General features: G+C 52.5%; 22 protein-coding genes. 10 read left to right on the forward strand and 12 right to left on the reverse strand.

Going from position 1 to position 22,366, the window contains the following annotated elements; translation table 11 throughout:
• From O6944_01825 to O6944_01840, 4 genes are all read left to right on the forward strand, one after another.
• A partial coding sequence (locus O6944_01825; GenBank protein ID MCZ6717882.1) for a tyrosine-type recombinase/integrase occupies window positions 1-475 on the forward strand: 475 nt, incomplete at its 5' end.
• A 147-nt stretch (window positions 476-622) separates the two neighbouring features.
• Complete coding sequence (gene moaB, locus O6944_01830; protein ID MCZ6717883.1) at window positions 623-1,162, forward strand: molybdenum cofactor biosynthesis protein B; 540 nt, start codon at window positions 623-625, stop codon at window positions 1,160-1,162.
• A gap of 355 nt (window positions 1,163-1,517) precedes the next feature.
• On the forward strand, window positions 1,518-1,946 hold the full coding sequence (locus tag O6944_01835) for a haloacid dehalogenase type II (GenBank protein ID MCZ6717884.1): 429 nt from the start codon (window positions 1,518-1,520) through the stop codon (window positions 1,944-1,946).
• Between the two features lie 324 nt (window positions 1,947-2,270).
• The gene (locus O6944_01840) at window positions 2,271-3,050 is read left to right on the forward strand and encodes a hypothetical protein (GenBank protein ID MCZ6717885.1); all 780 of its coding nucleotides are present in this window, start codon (window positions 2,271-2,273) and stop codon (window positions 3,048-3,050) included.
• Between the two features lie 112 nt (window positions 3,051-3,162).
• Here the strand turns inward: O6944_01840 and O6944_01845 are convergent, their stop codons facing one another.
• From O6944_01845 to O6944_01865, 5 genes are all read right to left on the reverse strand, one after another.
• Entirely contained in the window at window positions 3,163-3,657 is a 495-nt protein-coding gene (locus tag O6944_01845) for a cyclic nucleotide-binding domain-containing protein (GenBank protein MCZ6717886.1), read from the reverse strand.
• A 330-nt stretch (window positions 3,658-3,987) separates the two neighbouring features.
• A complete protein-coding gene (locus O6944_01850) occupies window positions 3,988-4,719 on the reverse strand; it encodes a hypothetical protein (GenBank protein ID MCZ6717887.1) in 732 nt (243 codons plus the stop codon).
• Between the two features lie 129 nt (window positions 4,720-4,848).
• Window positions 4,849-5,229 carry a hypothetical protein gene (locus O6944_01855; GenBank protein MCZ6717888.1) on the reverse strand — a complete coding sequence of 127 codons (381 nt, stop codon included), beginning with the start codon at window positions 5,227-5,229 and terminating at the stop codon, window positions 4,849-4,851.
• Window positions 5,230-5,267: 38 nt separating this feature from the next.
• Window positions 5,268-6,659 (reverse strand): hypothetical protein, encoded by a 1,392-nt coding sequence (locus tag O6944_01860; protein MCZ6717889.1) that lies wholly within the window; start codon window positions 6,657-6,659, stop codon window positions 5,268-5,270.
• 175 nt (window positions 6,660-6,834) lie between these two features.
• Window positions 6,835-7,920: an esterase-like activity of phytase family protein gene (locus tag O6944_01865; GenBank protein MCZ6717890.1), complete on the reverse strand. Its 1,086-nt coding sequence runs from the start codon at window positions 7,918-7,920 to the stop codon at window positions 6,835-6,837.
• A gap of 535 nt (window positions 7,921-8,455) precedes the next feature.
• On the opposite strand from O6944_01865, the gene O6944_01870 reads away from it, so the two are divergent.
• From O6944_01870 to O6944_01880, 3 genes are all read left to right on the forward strand, one after another.
• Window positions 8,456-9,511 (forward strand): efflux RND transporter periplasmic adaptor subunit, encoded by a 1,056-nt coding sequence (locus O6944_01870; GenBank protein ID MCZ6717891.1) that lies wholly within the window; start codon window positions 8,456-8,458, stop codon window positions 9,509-9,511.
• Window positions 9,508-12,579, forward strand: coding sequence for an efflux RND transporter permease subunit (locus tag O6944_01875; protein MCZ6717892.1), 3,072 nt, complete (start codon window positions 9,508-9,510; stop codon window positions 12,577-12,579). Before O6944_01870 ends, O6944_01875 begins: the two co-directional genes overlap by 4 nt.
• A 153-nt stretch (window positions 12,580-12,732) precedes the next feature.
• Complete coding sequence (locus O6944_01880) at window positions 12,733-13,824, forward strand: L,D-transpeptidase family protein (protein MCZ6717893.1); 1,092 nt, start codon at window positions 12,733-12,735, stop codon at window positions 13,822-13,824.
• A 76-nt stretch (window positions 13,825-13,900) separates the two neighbouring features.
• Here O6944_01880 and O6944_01885 read toward each other — a convergent pair whose 3' ends face one another.
• The 5 genes from O6944_01885 to O6944_01905 all read right to left on the reverse strand — a co-directional run bounded on the left by O6944_01885 (window position 13,901) and on the right by O6944_01905 (window position 17,674).
• The gene (locus tag O6944_01885) at window positions 13,901-14,185 is read right to left on the reverse strand and encodes an Lpp/OprI family alanine-zipper lipoprotein (GenBank protein ID MCZ6717894.1); all 285 of its coding nucleotides are present in this window, start codon (window positions 14,183-14,185) and stop codon (window positions 13,901-13,903) included.
• Window positions 14,186-14,365: 180 nt separating this feature from the next.
• Window positions 14,366-15,160 carry an ADP-ribosylglycohydrolase family protein gene (locus O6944_01890; GenBank protein ID MCZ6717895.1) on the reverse strand — a complete coding sequence of 265 codons (795 nt, stop codon included), beginning with the start codon at window positions 15,158-15,160 and terminating at the stop codon, window positions 14,366-14,368.
• A 142-nt stretch (window positions 15,161-15,302) separates the two neighbouring features.
• Window positions 15,303-15,686 (reverse strand): hypothetical protein, encoded by a 384-nt coding sequence (locus tag O6944_01895; GenBank protein MCZ6717896.1) that lies wholly within the window; start codon window positions 15,684-15,686, stop codon window positions 15,303-15,305.
• A 32-nt stretch (window positions 15,687-15,718) separates the two neighbouring features.
• Window positions 15,719-16,909: a pyridoxal phosphate-dependent aminotransferase gene (locus O6944_01900; GenBank protein ID MCZ6717897.1), complete on the reverse strand. Its 1,191-nt coding sequence runs from the start codon at window positions 16,907-16,909 to the stop codon at window positions 15,719-15,721.
• Window positions 16,910-17,101: 192 nt separating this feature from the next.
• On the reverse strand, window positions 17,102-17,674 hold the full coding sequence (locus O6944_01905; protein ID MCZ6717898.1) for an HNH endonuclease: 573 nt from the start codon (window positions 17,672-17,674) through the stop codon (window positions 17,102-17,104).
• A 179-nt stretch (window positions 17,675-17,853) separates the two neighbouring features.
• Between O6944_01905 and mazG the strand changes: the two genes are divergently transcribed.
• The 3 genes from mazG to O6944_01920 are packed head-to-tail and all read left to right on the forward strand — an operon-like array spanning window position 17,854 to window position 20,656.
• Window positions 17,854-18,663 (forward strand): nucleoside triphosphate pyrophosphohydrolase, encoded by an 810-nt coding sequence (gene mazG / locus O6944_01910; GenBank protein MCZ6717899.1) that lies wholly within the window; start codon window positions 17,854-17,856, stop codon window positions 18,661-18,663.
• Between the two features lie 40 nt (window positions 18,664-18,703).
• Window positions 18,704-19,252, forward strand: a complete 549-nt coding sequence (locus tag O6944_01915) for an SH3 domain-containing protein (protein ID MCZ6717900.1) — start codon at window positions 18,704-18,706, stop codon at window positions 19,250-19,252.
• Window positions 19,253-19,285: 33 nt separating this feature from the next.
• Window positions 19,286-20,656 (forward strand): M48 family metalloprotease, encoded by a 1,371-nt coding sequence (locus O6944_01920; protein MCZ6717901.1) that lies wholly within the window; start codon window positions 19,286-19,288, stop codon window positions 20,654-20,656.
• 125 nt (window positions 20,657-20,781) lie between these two features.
• On the opposite strand, the gene O6944_01925 is transcribed toward O6944_01920, so the two are convergent.
• On the reverse strand, window positions 20,782-21,918 hold the full coding sequence (locus tag O6944_01925) for a hypothetical protein (GenBank protein ID MCZ6717902.1): 1,137 nt from the start codon (window positions 21,916-21,918) through the stop codon (window positions 20,782-20,784).
• A 10-nt stretch (window positions 21,919-21,928) separates the two neighbouring features.
• On the reverse strand, window positions 21,929-22,366 hold a 438-nt coding region (locus O6944_01930), incomplete at its 5' end, for a hypothetical protein (GenBank protein ID MCZ6717903.1).

The raw sequence follows: 22,366 nt of genomic DNA on the forward strand, positions 1-22,366 counted from the left end.
AGACCTTGTGACGTTTGCGGTGTTCACCCTACTCAGGAAGCAAAACGTGATTGGCCTCAAGTGGGAGAATGTGAATCTCGAACGCCGCGAAGTCTACATCGAAGGTAAGGATATGAAGGCGGGCAAGCGACAAGTAGTCCCGCTCTCACCGCAAGCATTCGACGCGCTCAATCGACAGGTGGGAAAGAACGCCGTGTATGTTTGGACATTTGGAAAAGATGGCAGACACTTAACGACTATCGGTAATAAAACGTGGCGCACCGCAGTTGAGAAATCGGGCATCGACCCGCGCACAACCTTTCACACTCTCCGTCACACGGGCGCTTCATGGTTGGCTCAGGCAGGCGCAACAGAGTCTGAACTCATGTACGCTGGTAGCTGGAGCAATCCTGTAATCGTAAAGCGTTATGCCCGCTTGCGCCCTCAGGACAAAGCCCGTACCTTCGGGAGACTCGCAGATATTGATGTTAAATAGGGTGCACCGCGTCACATAAATGGCACACACGAATCTTGAACACGCTAACAACCGCGCTATACTTAGGTTTCAGCTTTGTTATCCCTTCTGGGTTACACTATGATTCTATAATAAGTTGGCGCTGTAGGTTATTACCAGGAGCCGCCCATGTCGGACGAAGCAAGTGGTAGCAATGAAAGGCAATTTGTTCCGCTGAATGTCGCGGTACTTACTATTTCTGATACCCGAACCGAGGAAAAGGACACCTCGGGGAAAGTACTGATTAGCCGCTTACAAAAAGCGGGGCATACACTCCATGAAAAAATTATCGTACCGGACGATGTCCATCAAATCCGAGCAGCTGTAGCAAACTGGTGCAGTGATGCGGCTGTGCAGGTGATCTTAACAACCGGCGGTACGGGCGTGACGGGACGGGACGGAACCCCGGAAGCGGTGAAACCACTCTTGGACAAGGAGATCAGCGGGTTTGGTGAACTTTTTCGTGTGCTCTCCTACGAGGAGATCGGAACGTCGTCGCTGCAATCTCGCGCAATTGCCGGTGTATCAAACGGCACCTATTTATTTTGCCTTCCCGGCTCTCCAGGAGCATGTGCGACTGCATGGGACAAGCTGATCCAGCATCAGCTGGACTACCGCACACGGCCCTGTAATCTTGTGGAACTGATGCCAAATTTGCTGGAAAGATAAAGCTTGGGAAATTGAGTCGTTGGGTAGAGATGGGATGCCGGCGTAAGCCGACGGTGCAGTAACCTCAGCGCAAGATGAAACGAGTTCAGGATGTCAAACGGGCTACATTTTCGAAATATAAAGGTGTGCGTGTTTGACGCCTAGGGGACGCTTTTTGACGTGCATTCGGCTGTGGGACCACATTGCGAGCGTCTTGTCTTGGTGATGTGGCCGGCGAACTTTCGATGTTGTGGCGCACGAAGCAGCTCGAGTGCACGTGGTTACGCAGCCTAATGAGACGCCATGCAGATTTCTCACAGGTGACAGAGGACGCGCTTGATTTTGCCTTCGATAACTTTGGCATCCAAGATAAAAATTGCGGGAAGACCTATTAGGGGCGTACCGGGAACTGACATGTTATCCCGAGGTGCTTCAGACGCTCAGGACGCTGAAACGGAGTGGCCTGCGGGTCGCTATCTTATCAAACGGTTCACCGGCACTGCTTGAAGCCAGGGTGAAGCATGCTGAACTCGACGAGTTGATTGATGAAACCTTGTCCATCGAAGCGGTAGCGGTCTACAAGCCAGATCCGCGCACCTACCAGCTTGCCGTTGAGTGCTTGAAGGTAAAGCCTGGGGAAATTGCATTTCAATCGTCCAACGGGTGGGATGTCGCGGGCGCCGCGGCGTTTGGCTTCCGGGTTGCATGGATTAATCGGTTTGATCAGGGTCGTGAATACCTGCCGTTTGGGCCCGATGCGGAACTCAAGGCGCTTGCGGAAATGCCGGCGCTTCGAGGTATCTAGCGCACCGCTTGGCAGGCGCCGCCTCTGGTGCTCCCACTGTTCATTGCAATGCCCCGAAAGGCTTATGAGGGACGGTATCGTGGCGAGCCATCCGTCGGGGCGTTTGCATGGGATGGATCAGGGGGTTCGTTCGTGAGGGATGGCGAGCTGTGCGTTAGGGCCGCAGCGAGCATCGTGGGGCAGGGGGCGGGTCTCCTCGTAGGGCACTGGGCTATTTGCCGCTGGTAGATGGGGTGCGCAACGCGGCCCTTGAATAGTTGCAAATGAAACTCATTCGTATTATGGTTTTCTTTTGCAAACAACTTAGCCGACCGAGAAGCGATCATGATAAGAGCGTGCTCCCCTTGGGTCACTTTTTCGCAACTCATTGTAATTATTGCTATTATAATATTTTCCATCGATTATGTGTACGCAGCACGGGCCTTTAGTTTCCCTTACGAAGCCACGATTGCCCATGTGGATGAAAGGGAATACGAGCAGTGGGTGACCTGGAGGGCGGACAAGGACGTTGACCCCGCATTCGATCGCTTTGATATCCGCCATGAGCTTGAGTTTGGGATGACCGAGCGTTGGCAGTTGGCCTTCTATGCGGACTGGCGCTACCAGGATGGAAACAGTGTCGATGATGGCGCGGAGTTTCGGGATATCGCGATGGAGAATATCTATCAGTTAGCGGATCCCAGGCGTGATCCGTTCGGATTTGCCCTCTACGGTGAGATCAGGATCGGCGATAAACTACTGGTATTGGAACCGAGGCTCATTCTGCAGAAAAATCTTGGATCCTGGATTTTTGTCTGGAACGGTGTAGTGGAGGCCGAGTGGGAGGGCGATGATTTCAATTACACAGAAAGCAAGGGGGTTTTTGAGAATAACCTTGGTGCGAGCTATGAATTGACATCAAGCGTCCGTGCCGGTGTCGAGTTGGACCACAAGATCGAACTCAAGGAATGGTCTGATTGGCAAGACCATGTGGTCTATATCGGCCCAAATATCGCGTATCACGGACATGAGTGGTGGGTTGTCCTTACCCCGACATATCAAGTAACGGGTATCAACAGCGAGGCAAACTTCCAGACGCGGCTTATCTTCGGGATTGAATTCTAGGAGAGATTCTATCGATAGAGGACAAAATGGCATTCAGCGCCGCGTCCTAGGGCTGCATTGGTTTTTCGAGATATCTCGATAGACGTATCATTAAAGTTATTCCAAACGTTCACTATGTGGAATGGAACTCATAAGTTCCATTAATCAGCTTTGCTTCGACTTTCGCTTGAAATAATTGCTTGTCCGCCTCGCGAAGCCGTCGCGTCACCTCTCTACCCATATTCATCTGGATCATAGCGAACTGCTCAAGATCTTTTTCATAGAGTTTGTGAAGGGTGCTTGTTGTTAGTTCGATGGCAACGCAGTCCTCAACGGAAAGGACAGAGGCACTGCGCGGACAAAAATCGATCAATGCCATTTCCCCGAAGCAGTCTCCTTTTTCAAGATATCTTAATAGATAATCATGTCCTTTCCAGGGTTTCAGGACTGCGACTTTACCTTCTTCCAAGACAAACATTGACGAACCTTTGTCATTTTCTCGAAAAAAGAATTCCCCCTTTGCAATATTGATAATGGGCGACAGATCCAGCATGAAGGCCAAAGCATCTTCGCTAATCCCGCCAAAAACGGGCATTCCTTGCAAGAGCTTGAGCCGTGATTCTTGCATGATGCCTATGCTACTCCGTTATCAAGATTCATATAGAAAATATCTTTAGATTCATATGGTTATATAATCTTATGCCATGCGCGATAGCAACATCTTTGATCTGGGCCAATGACCGGTTCGCGGGTGAAGGGGCCATTCGCCACAAGTATAGATAAAGTGATCCAACGGATCAGGCCATGTTTCACAGATCTGCAAATGAGTTCCGATCAAATGCAAGTGTTTTGAAAAAACGAAATGGGTAGGAACAGCAGTGTATGACAGAAATAGATGTGACTATGATTAAGTGGCTAAACTTCTCCGGCTGTGACTTCTATTATCACGATATAGATGTTAGTGGATATTGATCTGCGATGCCGGTTTTTCTTTTGGATGGTAACTTAGGATGTTGGCTTTGGTCTTTTCGTACGTTTTATTAGGAAGGACACCGCCATCACGCAAGCGGCGATGCTCTCGCAGTTCACCAGCCAGCCGTTCAGCCTCATTTTGCAGGCTTTCTTTTTTCGCTTGCGCAACATGGTGGACTAAGTCTCTAACAAAACTCTGGAATTCCATGGCATTTGGGTTTTTATAAATCAGCTCAATCAAATTTGTCCTACCATACTGACTGCAAAACACCAACTTGTCCTCTGAGCGGTAGAGTAATGTCAAAAATGACGCAAGTCCTAAGACACCTAGCAAGAGTAAAATAGGTAAAGTAGGTTCAATGCTTAATGGTTGGATTGATGTGTCCCGAAACAGGAAGAGTAATCCACCAATACCAATCAGTGTTAGCGTGGTTATCAACCATGGCCAGGAAATCTGGAGGCGCCGCTTTGGATTGGGATCGAGGTATGTGAGATTAAACCAGTATTTTTTGGTTTTTGAGAAAAAATCTTTCACAATAACAAAAAGATAGCGCTCATTAAAGATTGTGAACGTCCCTTCATAGCCTTTTACTTTGAGCGTCTGATGAAGTTTGTGATTAACGACGGTTGGGACTACATCTTCTTCATAGGTCAGTTCATCTGTATAAAGATAAACCTCTTCAACATCCTCAACCACACGAAGTACGGATCTTAACATTTTTATAATTCCGTATAAGTGAACCAGTATGTAGTATAAGAGACGCCCTTGTTTGGCTTATTTATATACTCAGCTAGCCACCAGTACGCAAATCGTTTTACAACTTAGCAGGCGATTTGTTTTTTGGTTCTACGGCTCGGTTATTTGTACTTTAACCCATTTAGCATCGCCATTGGGCGCATCTTCTTCGTAGTTAACTTCAACTGTTCTACCGATCTGAATATCTGCTGGCGTTCCGTCGCGGTTGGTTAATTTTAGCGAGGACCGATCTAACCAGATTTGAGTGCGCTCGGTCAGTGTTACGTTATGGGATCCAGACGGTGCGCTTATCTTCATCGTCTGTCCATCGGCATCAATGGCCTCTACTTCCCCGATAATTGTGTACTTGTGTGAAAGCCCGGGCGATTGTCCAATTGGAATAAAAATTTCGGTTGCTTGCTCTGCGTATACAATGGTGGCGCTAGAGATCAAGGCGATCGCTAAGCTGACTCGGAATATTGAACTCTGCATACTTTTCTTCCTTCTGTGCCAGGCTTAAAGCGAAGGTTTTACGACACTTCAATTATCTGCGCCCTGGCTTTTTCGAGTTCGCGAATGGCCGCCTTCGCGGGGTGCTTTCTAAAAAATACGCGGCGCAAGGCCTTTTCTGTTAAGTGCTTGGCCTCTTGTAGATGGGCGAGGGCTGTTGGATGCAGGCCAGCACCTTCTAAGACCATGATGCTATCGTCCGTCTCAACGATTGCCAGGTTAAACAAGCGTTGGGCTTCTTTCCGCCGTGAAAAGCCGTTATGCGCACCTTCCTCCAGAAATTCAAGGCTCTGTCGGATGTTCTCCAGGGCGTTGATGACCCTGAGGAAGGCTGCCACCTCAACGACTTGCGTTGCATCGAGGCGAATTCCTATCCCGTTGGGGTCAAGACTCGCCAGAAACTGGCCGGAGGGAGAATTATTGAATGCGTCGCCAATATAGAAGGCAACCGCCCCTTCAATGGTCTCAATGGCATTGTTGTGGAAGAACGGTCCGGTGTCGGCCGACTCCACGAGCGGCGGTGTGTTGAATGTACCGTCCCCGGGTGTACCAAATCCATCATCTGGCGGCACGAGTTCACCGGTCAGGTCTTGTGGTTGGTCCGGCAAATCTTCGACACCCGTATTGAAGTTGGCATTACCCAGGTCCTGACCGCCGACATTTGCATTCGCGCCGGCATTGAAGTGGCAAATGTTGCACTTGCCGAGCGTGTTGTCGCGAAAGATTTCCTGACCTCGCTTGGCGACGGTGCCTTTTAGTGGGAGCGGCAGGGCTAGTTCAGTCTGCCTCCCCAGCGAGAGCTGGAACGCTTCTAACGCATCGAGTTCTTCATCTGTCGGTAACCGAAAATCTTCCCCTGGGACGCGATCGAGTGTTTTGGTGAAGTGCTGGATGACCGCCCCCGTTGCAAACGAGCGCAGCGATGCATCTCCCGGGGCGCCGTCACCGGACCAGCCCGTTCGAGGTCCCTGGGGACTGTCGATTGATGTTGGCAGGGCAAGGGTGTGTGGTACGCCACGTAGCGTAAACTTGTTGGCCAGATCATCAAATCCGTCAAGATTTTCGATAATCAACCCGAATTCTCGCATCAGACGTGGATTTTCGAAGTTTTCCTTCAGGGCAGGTTGAAATTCGGCAACAAACAGCGGATCGTCATCCGGTAGTGTGGCGATAAAAGGCGGGTCAATGGTAACGTTATTTTCTTCCCGATGACACGTCCCGCAGGTTCTGCCGTTTCCATTGAACGTTTCGTTAAAGAAAATATCACGCCCCTTTGTGATAAGCTCGCTTTCTGGATCAGGTTTAGGTGGGGGGTGACACGACGCGAGAAACACCGTACTGACAACTGCCGCGAGTGTCAGCAGAACAAAGGCAAAACTCGACACATTATCGTAACAGGATGCTCGATCCATAGTCTTATCAGTTCTTTTCTACGCGGAATCGCCTCGCAAGGTGCGCGTAGCTAGATTATCGCTCGCAAGGATAACCGGACCTTATCTGCTGTTAGGCATCCGACTTAAGAAATAGTTGCGTACTTTCTCTGGCCCGTCAAGGGAGAAAGTACTTGCACATCGGACAGTTCCTGCCTCATATAGGGTCGAATGGGCACCGCCACGTGGCAGGTTGGCGCATTCTTGGGGGTAGGGTGCCGAAGAGCCCCCAGGCTCTGTTGGCCTGTCTATCTGTTGGGTCGAGTATCTCGAAATAAACGAGAAGGGTTTTCTGGATGACACTATTGTTGTCATCGCTGATCATGAAGAAGCGATTTTCTTTATGGTGTGTGAGCCCCTCAAAATTATCAATAGTCAGTTGATCACGCGTACTGAAGTGAACAACTTCCTCTACGGACACAGGGTTGTTTACCGGGTTGACTGAAGAGATGCGGATTCGGCGAAGGGCAAAAGTAATCGGTTGGAATATGGAGGAGTAACTGCGTTCGAGTATTAAAATTGAACCGTCGTCCAGCGCCAGAAGGGCAACGAGTGCACCATGTTCAGGGTCATAGGGCGTGATGGCCCATTGATGGCCATTCAGCGAGTAAATCGTCATCAGGCCTGGTTCAGCATTTTTTAAGGGTCGCTCAGGCCCGGTCAATACACCCATTTCCGGGTGGATAGTTACGGCTTCCAGCGCCCTGTTGCTGTCGCTGTAATTTGAAATATCCCGTAAAGGCGGGGGTAACACGTATGCATCGATCAGTGTTCCATCCGGATTATATCGCAGCACGCGCGGTTTGCGCTCGAAAGAAATAATAAGTTCGCTGTCACCCTTTTTGCCATTTGTACTTTTGACGATATCCAATCCTTCAGCGTCTGACATTGGCCCCTGCAATATCTTGCCATCAGCATCGCGCAGTGGGTAAGCGTTCAGAAGGTCAACGCCGGTCAGTATGTCGCCAGTAAATACCGGCCGTAAATGCAGTAGATGCCCATTGTCTGACACGGCGTATAGGATCCCTTGGTCGTCGTCCCACGCAAGATCCGACAATTCCCGCACCTTTAATCCGTTGAGTGATGTTTTTGATAGCCTAATTGCACCCAGAAGGCGGATACCCATGTATCGATCCCCGTCGCGGTAGGATTCTGAGAGCTTATGGGGCGAACCGATGGAAAGGGGCTCGGCAGGCGCAAGTAATGGCAAGACGAAACAAATGACAAGTAGTACTAACTGCATGAGGTGATCGCTCTGATTGTTAGCTTGACCGCATAAAGTTGTGGTTCATCGAAGCCGGTGCGAATTATGATCCAATTAGTGCAACTCTTAAAGCTTGGCCCGTCTAATTCTCTACTTAAATGCCGTTGTTTCATTTCAAAGCGATGTGTCATTTTAGGGAGTCGCTGCGGCCTTATGGCGGTGCTGTTTGGCGCATTGGGCACCCATGAGCTTAGACATTATTTTTGGAACGAAAAGTTCACTGTTTTCCAAACCGGGGTAAAGTGCCAGTTTATCCGAGCGCTTGGTCTATTACTCGTTGGTTTGGTTGTGCGTTGGCTACCTCGCGACCGTTTGTTGGTTGCAGGGGCTCGATGTTTTTCGTTGGAATTTTGTTATTCTCAAGCAGTTTGTACGTCACCGGGACTCAAGGGATTGGATGGGTTTCGCTGGTTGCCCTGCCTGAAGGGTTAGCGTTCATTTTGGGATGGTTGCTACTAGCGGTTGCAGCGCTCAAGCAGCTATAGTTATGCATTCTCCTAATCAGACCATTTTCATGAAAATCGCTTTCTTAGCCGTCATGCTGTTTTTGGGCAGTGTTTCTGTAGCACAGGCTGACAACGGTGTACCGCTGGTGCCCGTTAGGGTGGTGGATGCCGAGATGCAGCAGCTTGCGCCCGTCTCATGGGTGGCCGGGACGGTGGTTGGGCGCCATGATTCCCGCATTTCCGCCGAGGTAGAAGGTCAGCTGGAAAGTGTTGCGGACGTCGGCGATAGACTGAGTGAGGGCGATGTCATCGCGCGAATCGACGACTTGACGCTTCGCTTGCAGGTAGCAGAGGCCGAGGCAGCCGTTGCTCGCATAACGGCCCGTCTGCGGTTTAATGAGCGGGAGGCAAAGCGCCTCGCGCAGCTGGCGAAGGAGAATAATGCGGCGAAAAACCGCCTCGATGAGGTCCGGTCGAACCGTGATTGGGATCAGGCTGAGCTGAAGGCAGCAGAGGCGCGCCTAGCCCAGGCCAAAGACCTCCTGGACAAGACCGTGATTCGCGCACCGTTCCCTGGAGTTGTGACAGAGCGATTCCAGCGTGCGGGTGAGCATGTCGGCGAAGGCGACCCTGTGGTTCGACTCGTTAATCCGGACATACTTGAAGTCGTGGCGAGCGCTCCGCCTGCCGCGATTCGGCATGTGCGAGAAGGAGCCGAACTGCTGATCCAGGAGAATGGCGATAACCTGGGGGTAGGAACTGTCCGCGCCCTGGTTCCGGTAGGGGACGATCGCTCACATCTTTATGAACTCCGGCTGGATCTGTCGGAACCCGTATGGGCGGCTGGACAGGACGTCCGTGTTGCGGTGCCCATTGCGGCGCCACGCGCTGTGGTGACAGTGCCTCGCGATGCCTTGGTGATACGCCGGGATGGCATCGTTGTTTACCGAATCCTCGACGATGGGACGGCTGAGTCAGTCAAGGTCAGTACCGGAATCGCCGATGGCACCCTCATTGAGGTAGTCGGGCCTATCCAGCCAGGTGATCAAATCGTCATAAGAGGCAACGAGCGCCTGCGCCCGGGGCAGAAGGTCCTGATCCAACCCGATCCCGCGGCCCAGTGACCCTCACCCGGCGCTCCCTTAGTAATCCCGTCGCTGTAATGGTGGCCGTGTTGCTGGCACTCCTGTTTGGTGCCATCAGCTTTGCACGCCTGCCTATCCAGCTCACCCCGGAAGTTGAGGAGCCCGAGATCACCATCACGACGCCATGGCGGGCGGCTGCCCCAAATGAGGTCGAGGCAGACATCATCGAACCCCAAGAAGATGTGCTCCGCGGTCTCCCGGGCATGACGGAATTGCTTGCGAAGGCACAAGAGGGCAGAGGAGAGATCACCATCACCTTTGCCGTTGGCACAGACCTTCGCCGCGCCCTGGTGGAAGTGATGAACCGGCTCAATCAGGTGCCACGCTATCCAGAGGATGCCGACGAACCCATTATCAGCACGGTCGGTGCGGACGCCCGGGCCATCGCATGGTTCATCATCAAACCCCAGCCGGGTAACGACCGTGACATATCAAGTTATAAAGATTTTGTGGAGGAGGTCGTGCAGACGCGCTTTGAACGGGTGCCAGGGGTCGCCCGCTCCGAGATCTACGGCGGGCGCGAACGCGAGATCCGCATAACCTTTGACCCGTACAAGGCTGCCAGCCTTGGTGTACAACTCCCGGTGGTCTCGCAACTGGCCGGCACAGGCAAAGACATCTCAGCTGGCTTTGCGGACGTGGGTAAGCGCGAATACAGCGTCCGGTTTGCTGGGAAGTACCGGGTTGAAGAGCTCAGCGAGCTGGTTATCGACTGGCGCAATGGTAAACCCGTTTATCTGCGCGATCTGGCAAAGGTTGAGCAGCGACTGGTCGACCGCAACAGTTTCGTCATTACCAAAGGGACACTATCGATTGCAGTTAATGCCCAGCGTGAGGTCGGAGTCAACGTACTGGATGTCATGCGTGGCCTTCATCAAGCGGCAATAGAACTGGAGGCCGGGCCCCTAGCGCGTGCGGGCCTGACTATTGAACAGGTCTACGATGAGACCGTGTATATCTACCGGTCAATCGAGATGCTCCGCAACAATCTCGGCATGGGGATCATCCTTGCCGTCAGTATTCTGTGGTGGTTTCTGCGCCGGCTCCGGGCCACTTTAATAGTCGCAGCGACCATCCCCCTGTGCTTGCTCAGTGCTTTCATCGTTCTGGATGCGAGCGGACGTACCTTGAACGTCATCTCGCTTGCCGGTCTGGCATTTGCCGTCGGCATCGTGTTAGATGCCGCCATCGTGGTGTTGGAAAACATCGTGCGGCTTCGCGAGCGCGGTGAGCCGTACGACGTCGCTTCACTCAACGGCACGACCCAGGTTTGGGGGGCACTCTTGGCGTCTACCGTGACGACGGTAGCTATCTTTCTGCCTGTGGTCTTCCTCGCGGATGAGGCAGGCCAACTATTCGCGGATCTGGCACTGACGATCTCGGTCGCGGTGTGTGCGTCACTTGTGGTTGCCGTGACCGTCATACCGACCGCGGCAAGCCAGTGGTTGAGACATCAAACGCTGCATGATCCTCACCGCCACTGGTGGGTAACGGCAAGCGGCGCCATCATGCGATTGACGGATACACCGTTTCGACGCGCCATGTGGATCATTGTTCTGCTGAGCGTCCCAGTGGTGGGCGCTTATAAGCTGCTTCCGAAGGCAGATTATTTGCCCGAGGGTAACCGCAATCTGGTGTTTGCGTTCATCTTGCCGCCGCCGGGGGCTAGCATCGAGCAGATCGAGCAAGAGATGGGACAAGTGATCGCGACCCGCATGCAGCCCTACGTGGAAGGTACGGATGACCCCAAAATCATGCAGTATTTCTTTGTTGCCATTGCGCGGGGTGTTTTCATGGGGGCCCGGACGCAAGACCCGGCCGAGACAGACAAGTTAGTCCCCGTGCTCAACGCCGTCGTGAATGGGTTTCCCGATACCATCGCTTTTGCAAAGCGCGCTTCATTGTTTGGCGGCTTCGGTGAAGGGCGGACCATCGACATGGATCTACAGGGGCGCAACATGGAGTCGTTGTTGAAAGCCGCACAAGTGGCATTTGTTACCATTCCTCAGGTGATCCCTGGGGCCTCGGTCCGCCCGTACCCGGGGCTTGAACTCGCCCAGCCGGAACTGCGCTTGGTGCCCAATGAGCGACGTATTGCCGAGGCTGGCTGGAATCGGGGCATTATGGCCAATGTGGTCCGCGCGCTGGGTGATGGCCTTTACGTGGGGGACTATTTCGATGGCGAACAGACCATCGATATTATCGTCCGCGCAGAGCAGTGGAAGACACCGGAAGAGTTGATGAGCATTCCACTTGCAACGCCCAACGCCGGGATACTCCCCGTTAGCGAGCTGGTCGAAGTTGTGCGCACCGCCGGTCCAGAGGAGATCCGAAGGATTAACCGTCGGCGCACGGTGACCTTGCGTGTGACCCCGCCAGAAGATGTTGCCCTGGAAGCGGCACTGGAGGCATTGCGTACGCGGGTCGAGCCAGTGGTGGAGCCATTCATGCCCACCGATGGGGATATTCGCTACACCGGCACGGCGGACAAGTTGCAGACCGCACTCAAGAGCATGAGCGGCAGTTTTTTGCTCGCTATCGCGATCTTGTATCTCTTGATGAGTGCGTTGTTTCGATCATTCTTGGATAGTCTGATGGTGTTGCTATCCATTCCACTCGCCACTGTGGGCGGGGTTGTCGCCCTAAGGCTCACGAATCTTGTGGTTTTTCAGCCCATGGATCTGCTTACCATGATCGGTTTCATCATTTTGCTTGGCCTAGTGGTCAACAACGCAATTTTACTTGTTTATCAGACACGCGCTGCCGAACGCGAAGGGTTAGGCCGGCGGGCCGCCGTAGAGCAGGCAGTTAATTTGCGCCTGCGGCCCATTCTCATGAGCACGCTCACCAGTATTTTTGGGATGCTGCCACTCCTGCTTATGCCCGGAGCGGGGACCGAGCTTTATAGAGGACTTGCCGGTGTGATCGTGGGCGGTATGAGCATCAGTACCGCATTTACCCTAATACTCTTGCCAAGCCTGCTGCGCATCGGGGAGACCCGTTATCCCGGGACCACCGTCGGTTCCGAACAGCCGGCTTCTGCATGAAATGATGGATCGTGTGATGACGCCAGCATTCCGAGCTTCCATCGCTCAAAATTGTGATTTCTGTAGGATGCCCATGGGAATTGCGGGGATTCGGGAAGCCTTGAATGCGGCTATCTTTTCCTGGACACTGGACGGCATGTTCGGTGGAGCGCAATGAGCACAATGCATGACGTGCGGACCGGTATCGATGCCTATATACGCAGGTTGAGCGGTGTGCTGGCCCTCTGTTTTGCGGCGCAATGCTTACCCGTACAAGCAGAGACCTATATGCTACCGCCTAATGGCGATGACATCGTGGGTGAGTTGCAGAGCACCTGGGCGGAGTTTCAAGATACCTTGCTCGATATCGCCCGCGACCATAATCAGGGCTATCACGAGATCCGTTTGGCGAATCCAACCCTTGACACGTGGCTGCCGGGGGCGGGCAAGCACGTGGTTCTCCCGTCTTACTACATACTTCCAGCGGCCCCACGGGAGGGCATCGTGCTCAATATTCCCGAGATGCGTTTGTATTACTATCCCAAACCAAAACCGGGTGAGCCGCGTGTCGTTATCACACATCCTATCAGCGTCGGTCGCCAGAACTGGTCGACACCCTATACGCTGACCGAAGTGGCCGATAAGGTTGAAAACCCAGCCTGGTATCCGCCTGAATCCATCCGAGCGGAGCATGAGGCCGATGGCGATCCGTTACCCAAAGTTGTTCCTCCGGGACCGGACAATCCATTGGGGGCCTATGCGCTCCGTCTTGCCCTACCAGGCTATCTGATTCATGGGACAAATAAGCCCTACGGGTTAGGCATGCGCGTCAGTCACGGTTGTATCCGCCTCTACCCTGAGGATATCGAGCGGCTGTTTTACCAGATAGACGTCGGCACACCTGTCCGTATTGTTAACCAACCCTATAAGGTCGGTTGGCTTGGGGGCCAATTATATTTGGAGGCACATCCGTATTTGACTGAAGACAAGGAGGCGTTCAAGAATAAACTGACGCCTGTCGTTGAACTCATTGTCAGTGCGACCAAAGAGAGATCCCAGGAAGTTGATTGGGACAAGGTACGGCTGGTCCGGGCCGAATCCCGAGGGATCCCCATTCCCGTAGGCGTCGAACCCCCACCAGAGATTCAGATGGCACAAGTAGTGGATAAGCAGCCGCCAATAGCGCGGCCACCGCTGCTTGGTGTGAGGGGGCCTTTCAGCAGCCTGCAACTTCGGCTAGACACCAAAATGGATCGCAACCCCTAGCGGGGTATGATTTAGAAAGAAAAAAGGCCCCATGGCTGAATGCCACAGGGCCCCTCGTTGTGCTTTTTTACCGAGACTACTTTAGCATCGCCTTTTGGAACATCCGATCAATCCTGTCCGAATTCTCGTTGCAGCACACCAACGCCGCTGCCGACGCTGCATCCGCCTCGGCCGCCGCAAAAGCCGCCTCGGAAGCGACCGTGTGGGCATTATTCGCCCTGCCACTGGCAGCTTGTGCCTCAGCCAATGCCTGGTCGGCTGTGGCCCTCACTTCATCGAGCTGCTCTGGAGTCACTGCGCAACCACCAACCAGACCTAATGAAAGCGCCAGAATTGAAACTTTTAGCAAATTTAGTCGCATTGTTGAATCTCCCATTTGTCCTTTTGTAATAGGGTCCCCCCTTAGAGGTCTCCTGAGTTCGCAGGCCTAATAATGGCTTATTTTGCTAGGTTTCGCAATTGCTTTAGCTGGCATATTTGGCTTGCATCAATGGTGCATACATAGGAAATACGGTGCTCTTGAAGACCGTCACGCACACGTTCATGGGATCTTAATATGCGGCATATAGGCAACGTTTTTCATGGCAAACGCTTCGAGCGTCTTCACGAGCGCGGGGACAAGCCGGGCGAAGACAGCGGTCTGGATAACGGCGGGTACGCTGCCGTAGTAGGCCTCGGCGATTGCGCCTGCAATGCACGCCATGGTATCGCTGTCCCCACCTAGCGAGATTGCATTGCGGATTGCGTCTTCATAGTGTTTTGATTCCAAAAACGAAATAATGGATTCCGGCACAGAGCCCTGGCATGACACGTCAAACGTATATTGGGGTCGGATCGAGTCCAAGCTCCGGTTCAAATCGTATTGATATGTGGATGTGACATAATCTCTGATTTCTTGCTTAGTGTGCCCGGTCCTAGCGAGGAAGATCGCAGCGGCGGTCGCCTGGGCACCTTTGATGCCTTCGGCGTGATTATGGGAAACCTCTGCACTGCGCTTGGCTTCTTCGACAACCGCTTCTAGGGTATCGAAGGCCCAGCCTACTGGACTCACACGCATCGCCGAGCCATTGCCGAAACTATGATAGGGATGTGCTTGGGTCGAGGTGGCCCACTGAGTGAAGCCAAAACCGTATCCCCGATCGGGGTATTCCCTGTGATAACGCCAGAAAGTCTCTCGGTAATCGCCGCCCGTTAGCAAAACGTCGACCACCGCCACGGTAAGCACGGTATCATCGGTAAATGTTGATCGCGGCGTGAAAAGAGGAAAATCCTTGTGTTTTACGGGATTGCCCTCATAGACGGAACCGATGATGTCACCGGCGATGGCGCCGATCATAGGATCCACACAACTGCTTTTACTCTGTCGAACAAGAACGCCTCATCCACGTTACGCCTGCGCCAATTGAAATTATCTTGCGACCGATTCGCTGCACCGCGATGGCAAGCCATGCGTGTTATTCTGCAGAAATTGACGGTACTTACTTATATTCCCTCAGCGTGCGCGAGACAGGCGCATTCTTCCAACGTTCCGCATATAGTTCTTCGGTGAGATTCCTAAGGGCGGCTTCAAATCCGCGAACAGGTGATTTCTGGCAATAGGTGTCTACCCGATCGAGTACGCCATTTAAATCAGTGCTTCCCGTGATACGGTAGGTCTCAGGCGTATTGGTGTTATAGGCTGTTAGATAGCCCATTATGTAGGCCTTAAACTCCGTATAATCACCTGCCGCCCTTGCTTGGTTATATTCATGACAGGATTTTCTGCCAGCCCCCCAGACGGCGTAGTGACCGTTGGTATCCATGGCCTCACAGCAGGTCGTTATCATCCAGAATGCGACGAAAAGACTAACGGGTGATTTCATTTTCTACGTCCTGTCGTTTTATCGTGACGGCATTACGAATTGCTTTTTATTATCGCCTTCATCCCTCGCACAAGTCGTCTTATACCTTCGGTCGCCGTGTCAATATTCAGGGCACCAAATGCTACACGTAAGTAACATCCTTGGTGCATGCCAAAGGTATCACCCGGTATCGCTGCAACACCATATTCTTTTATCAGCCGGTCCACCAGCTTTATTGACGTGATGCCTGTGTTAACCCTAATCAGCAAATAAAACGCGCCCTCGGGCGCGGGAATTGCGCAAAATGAACGAAGGGGTTTCAGTTCCTCCAATATGATCTTGCGTACTTCTACAATAACTTTTAGTTTCTGTCGGCAATACTCCGAGCCCGCTTCTAATGCGCCGAGGGCTGCATACTGAGATACGACTGGCGGGCATATTAAATTAGTATCTTGCACTTTTACGACCGACAAATACAGGTCTTCAGGTATTACCATGTACCCAATGCGCCAACTCGCAAACCCATAAGCCTTGGAGAATGAGAATAGTGAAATGGTGTGCTGTTCGGCTCCAGATATGGAACCTGGTGAAAAGTGCCGTGCACCGTTATAAGTGAAATTCTCGTAGGCTTCATCGCTGATGTGATGGATTTTATTTTGGTAGCAAATATCGTTGACTTCTCTCAGTACAGCTTCTGGATAGACCGCGCCACTTGGATTGTTTGGTGAAATCGTGACGACTGCCCGTGTACGCTTGGTAATCGCCGCATGAATGCGGCCGACACATAGCTGATAATTGCTGTCGGTAGGGACCAACACAGCCTTGCAGTTCACCATGCCGATGGCCATTTCCTGGTTAAAATAGTAGGGCAGTGGCAGGATGATCTCATCTCCCGGATCCGTTATAGCCAATAGGGCATTCAGAAAGCCCATGTTTGCACCAGCAGTAACCACGATACGACTTGCAGTGTTGCTTACTATGGCGTTTTCGCGCTCGAGCTTGGATCTGATCGAATCGATCAGTGGCGTGATACCGTCAACTGGACCGTATTCGTGGGTGTAACGTGAACTCAGGAAATCTTGGAGTCGATCTATGGCGGATTGCGGTGGACCGTAATAAGTAACGCCCTGGCCTAACGAAATCGTGCCAGGATGGCTGCGGATAAGCTCTCCGATGACCGGGATGATCGGCGTCTGCACTGACTGAATGCGCTTTGCCGCACCGAATCTCGATCGGCGATCCATAGTCAGAGCTCCATTACTTAATCAGGACAGGTTTCCCATAGTGACATGTGTGGGATGTACCCTCATCAATTTCCTCCGTTAATTCTGTTGAGACCACTACTCAGTTGCGAGTAACGTGCCATCAACCGATGTATGTATGCCGAGCTGCGTGGCTTTGCGGGGAAGGGCTCAATAGTGAGCCGGAACTGGAACTTATTGAGTGCTAAATAGCCTGCGTCTTCCGGTGAATTGGGATTTTAGAAATTCCATTTGATCTGCGAGTATACGTCGGTTGGACAGCGCTAAATACTCGGCCCAGTTCGGCACATAGGGCACGGCAAGCAGTGACATGCCGGCTTCTTCCAGCGTCCGGTTACCCTTTCGGGTGTTGCACGACCTGCAGGTGGCTACGACGTTAGACCACCGATCTTTACCGCCACGCGACATCGGCATCAAATGGTCACGTGTCAGGTGTTGTTGCGAAAACTCTCCCCCACAATACATGCATAGGTGCCCATCACGCAGAAACAGCTCCTGGTTTGTAAGCGGAGGGATAGTACGCTTAACATGTTTATGAATGGAGGAGCGTCTGACGGCAATGATTGAGTTTACAGTGACAGACGAGCGCATGCCTGTTGCGCGCGCAATCCCGCCCCTAAAAGTAAATGCCCTGTCACCAGCTGTCCAAGCCACCATATCGCGGCAATACAGGCAAATGGCGTTCTGCCACGGGATCCACGTGACGGGTGCACCGGCTACATCGAGTCGCAAGATTAGGGGCGGCATCCTCAACAGTCTTCTTTGGACATTGTGAAACGCAGATTAATCAAGTTTTAATTGTACCGCGCGTGCGCAACGCCTCCTTCGAGACACGCATGTTGTATGCGATAATGCGCATAAAATCAAGTCATTAACCGCAGAACGTCGATCAGCAGATCAGCAGGTCGGTATGGTGGAACTGTGCAATGGAACCGATTCGAAGACTTCTTGACATCATGACCAGACTTCGAGACCCGAATGAGGGGTGTCCTTGGGACTGCAAACAATCGTTTGCGACCATTGTCCCGTATACCCTGGAGGAAGCCTATGAGGTTGCTGATGCAATCGAACGTGGGGATATGGCAGATCTTCGTGACGAACTTGGCGATCTGTTGTTTCAGGTTGTTTTTTACGCACAAATGGCTAAAGAATCCGGGTTTTTTGCTTTTAACGATGTGGTGGAAGGGATCATGGACAAGCTCATTCGGCGCCACCCTCATGTGTTTGGCGATGCCAGCATCCATGACGCTGATCGGCAAGCGGAAGCTTGGGAAGCGCATAAGCAGCGGGAGCGTCAGGCAGCGGCTGCCCACGACGGCACCACGAGTACCCTGGACGGGGTTGGTAAGGCATTGCCTGCCTTGGCCAGGGCTAAAAAGCTACAGGAGCGTGCGGCGGGGGTTGGTTTTGACTGGCCTGATGTTAAACCGGTGCTCGCCAAAGTTGAGGAAGAACTTGAGGAGGTACGTCATGCGTTAAAGAGCGGCAGCAAACCGGATCAGGTCATGGGCGAGATAGGCGATCTTCTGTTTGCTTGTGTAAATCTTGCTCGGCACGCAAAGGTCGATCCGGAAGGGGCTTTGCGGCGGGCAAATACGAAATTTGAGCAGCGGTTCCGATACATTGAGTGCGCCCTAGCGACCCGTGGCGTGGGCGTTGATCAAGCGAGCCTTGAGGAGATGGACGCGTTGTGGGAAGAAGCCAAGGGATTAGGGGAAAGGCCCATTCCGGATTAAACTTGTCAGTGGGAGAGCTGAATCTTTCATTAAATTATCCATGGGCCGGCTAACCTCTTTGCTGCTTGCTGTCGCCCTGCTGGTGGGTACCCCGATAGCGATTGCCGGGGAGCAGGGCGTCACGTTGTTCGATGTGGAACTCAAGGCAACACCGGATGCTGAGGCGAGCACCGTTGGTAAGGTGCCGAAGAATACCCAGGTGGAGATCATTGAGCGGAGGGGCGCCTGGTCGCGCGTTCGAGCGCTTTCTAAAGGTCAGGGTGAAGGCTGGGTCAGTACCTATGACGTGCGACTGAGCGGTGAGGCGGCTCAGCGTGAGCAGAGTGGTGAAACGGGCCTCGGCAGGTTTTTAGGCATGTTGTTTGGCGAGCCCACCCAGCACGGCCCCCAAGTTACCTCGACCATCGGCATTCGCGGAATGGATGCGGCGGACCTTGCGGCGGCGAAACCTGATCCGGAAGAGGTCTCGAAACTCGACCAATACAGGAGCAACGTGCAACGGGCTGCCCGGGTTGCTGCATCCGCAAACCTTAAGCCTCAGCACTTGGATTATCTAGAAGCGTCTGACCGGTTATCGAACGAGCCATAGCGATTCGGGGTCGCCTGCAATAAGGGAGTCCACATGAGATACGCCTTGGATGTTGGGATTGTGCTGTCGCTATGCAGCTTGCTAGTCGCCGGCTGCGCATCCACGGGCGGTCCCACCGTCGATCTCAACAAAGTGGCTGGACTCGTTTCAAAGAGCCAGTACGCGTTTTCCACCATCGATGAGGAGGAGGAACTCGAGATCGGTTCTGGCTTGGCGTCGATGTTGTTAGGTGCTGCGCCGCTCGTCGATAACCAGGAAGTCCAGGACTATGTTAATGACGTCGGTATGTGGCTTGCGCTTCAAACTGAGCGGTCAGACTTGCCCTGGCGATTTGGTGTCCTTGAAACGAATGATGTGAACGCCTTTGCGGTGCCTGGCGGTTATGTGTTCATCTCGAAGGGAATGTTCCTGAGGATGCGGGATGAGGGCGAACTGGCTGGCGTGCTCTCCCACGAAATCTCGCACGTCCTCAAGCGGCACCATATAGCAGCTATTAAAAAGAATGCCCAGGCGGGAATGCTATCGGATGCGGTCGGCATCGCTGCCGATCAGGCAGGTTACAACGTCGATCCTTTGATTGGCGTTGGCATGGAGCTCTATGCCCGGGGCCTGGATAAGGAAGATGAGTTTCAATCGGATCGCATGGGTGTGGTGATCGCGACACGGGGTGGATACGTGCCCTACGGCCTTGTCGGTGTCCTTGTCACGCTGGATGGCATGAATCCTCAGGACAATGCCTTCGCGCTTATGTTCAAGACGCACCCACCACCCCGTGAGCGGATGGAGCGGCTGGAAGCTGCCATGGGGCCGCAGTTTGATCGGTTTGCGACGCAGCCGCAGGTCCCTGGTCGGTTCCAGGCCATGCAAGCTGTTTTGGTGTCCTCGTCGATTCAATTGGCCAGAAAAGCAATTGAGGTGGAGGGGATCAAGCGCTTGCAGGCGGCAGACTCCACCGTGCCCCCAGCGCCGGAAACGCCGACACAGCCGGGTCAGGGTAAGCTTGCCTATGTTACGCTCGGTTCTATCGACACCGTCGTCATCCAAACTGTGGGTATCGGCAAGAAATATAGACGGCACGGTCTCGATGAGACAAAGGTGCAGAACGAAGTGACTAAACGTTTACAAGGCGCGGGTTTGACTGTGCAGGGCCGTAAAAACGCCATTGGTACGCCAACAGCTGCTCTGATGGAAATCAAGCTGCATGTGAATTATAACACCACAACAGGCATCTATTCGTATCTTGTGAAAGTCGGCGTGAAACACAATGTGCCCAGTTCTACCCCCCTCTGGTCCGATGCAAGGAACAACCAAGTCCAAGCACTTGAGCTAAGAAAGATCGGTGATGACATTTTCAAGATGGTTGACCAATTTATCCGTGATTATCAGGCTGAAAACAGGGGTTGATCTCGCCGGTCGTTAAAGGGCATCTCCTACGCCGCTGCTACCCAGCGAACATCAAATCTCCAATATGCTTTTACGGTACGCTGCCGATGTGAGTTGTTTACCGGTATCCGGTCTAGCGAGTCTGATCACGATGGCCTTACGTTCTCCCGAATATAGTGGTAAATCAGCGTAATCTTGTCTTTTGCAGGGACCTCTATCGTAAATTCAATCTGCTTGGCGTTTTTGCGTTTATATGAATGAGAAGTCTTGATGATCTTCCATTCGCCGGACATCGGCTCAAGCACAGTGATGGTGGCGTTTTTGTCCTTGAAGTTTTCAATCTCTACCTGCATATGTTCGAGGCTATCGTAGAGTATTATGCGGTTCTTTTTATTGCGCCTGACATTCGTATGTTTTTCTTGCAGCTTTCGTTGTGTCACCACGAGATCACGGCTGTTGCCCACATGCAGCTTCATGTTCTGTCCCATCGGCGTATACATCGCATTGTCTTCCCCGAGAAATATTGTGCTGCCGTGACCATCTTGTTGGAATAGGCGGACCTTGCCACCCCATAGAGCATGTTTGCCGAGGCTGTTTGCGGTGTTATTGGGGATTTCATAATGCACAGGGATCCCCACGTTGGTGCTCAGTTTTGAGGGATCCCAGGGTTGTATCGCCGCATCGAACGTAAAACGTTTTTGAATGCTAAGCCTGGGTGCTTCGAAGAATAACATTCGTTTGGTTTCACCGTCTCGGATCGATTTTTCAAATACCTCGCCATAGTCGAGTCGAAAACTAGCATGCGTCAGACTTTCTCCGGAAAAATTGCGTAGCACGAGGTACGAGCCAAGGTCGAGATGCGTTTCATCGTTATCTACCACCGTTTCGTACGAGACTACCCGGTCGATATTGGCCAGCAGATAGCTGATGCGCACCCGTTCTTGTTGGGCTGCAGGGCTGTAAATATCCCAGACTAAGGCTTGCGCATTGGGAGGGTAGTTGACGTTGATGAGCTTGACGTTATCGGCGTGTTCTAAGACAGCAAGGCGGATAGAGTCCGGATCAACGTGGACTCCCTTCCATGAGAAGTCAACCTGATTGATTCCTTTCTGCAATGTCAGCGTGCGTTCTTCCTCTACAAGCGTAACCGTGGGGTGGTCTAGGCTTACCACCGTATTTTCTCGCTCCGGCAACGCCACGAGCTTGATTCGAGCATAGACTAAGCTGGATTGGCACAACATGCCGATGAAAATTAAGGCCAGTGTGATGGTTGAGCGTTTCATCGATCTCTCCTTATCGCTTATATTGCCGGTCGCCCTCATACAAAGTCAGTGTGTAGGTTAGGCGCGCCGTCGAGTTAGGTTGTAATTCGAGTACATATTTCACAGAATTAATGTCGACCTTCTCGTAGGCCCCTTTATTAGTTGGGTCGTTGTCTAGCTTCCAGAAGGCGTGGGGGAAATTTCGCCATACCTCTAGGCGAATCGGGATGCTACGGTTATTTTCCAGCTTAATGTCCCATCGCTGGATTCGATCAAGGCCGGTAATGTTTCCTTTATTGTTAAATGTGTAATTCTCTGAATGCTCTTCCATGAGGATTGGCTCGACCTCTACATCTGGTGCAATCCCGAGATCGAGTTCTACTTCTTCCTTAATGGGGATATATTTTGTATAAACTTGACCCGCGTAACTTAGATGGGCATCTTGTCCTAAGGCGTGAAATATCTTCAT

This window comes from Gammaproteobacteria bacterium (assembly GCA_027296625.1).
GTDB lineage: Bacteria > Pseudomonadota > Gammaproteobacteria > JAKEHO01 > JAKEHO01 > JAKEHO01.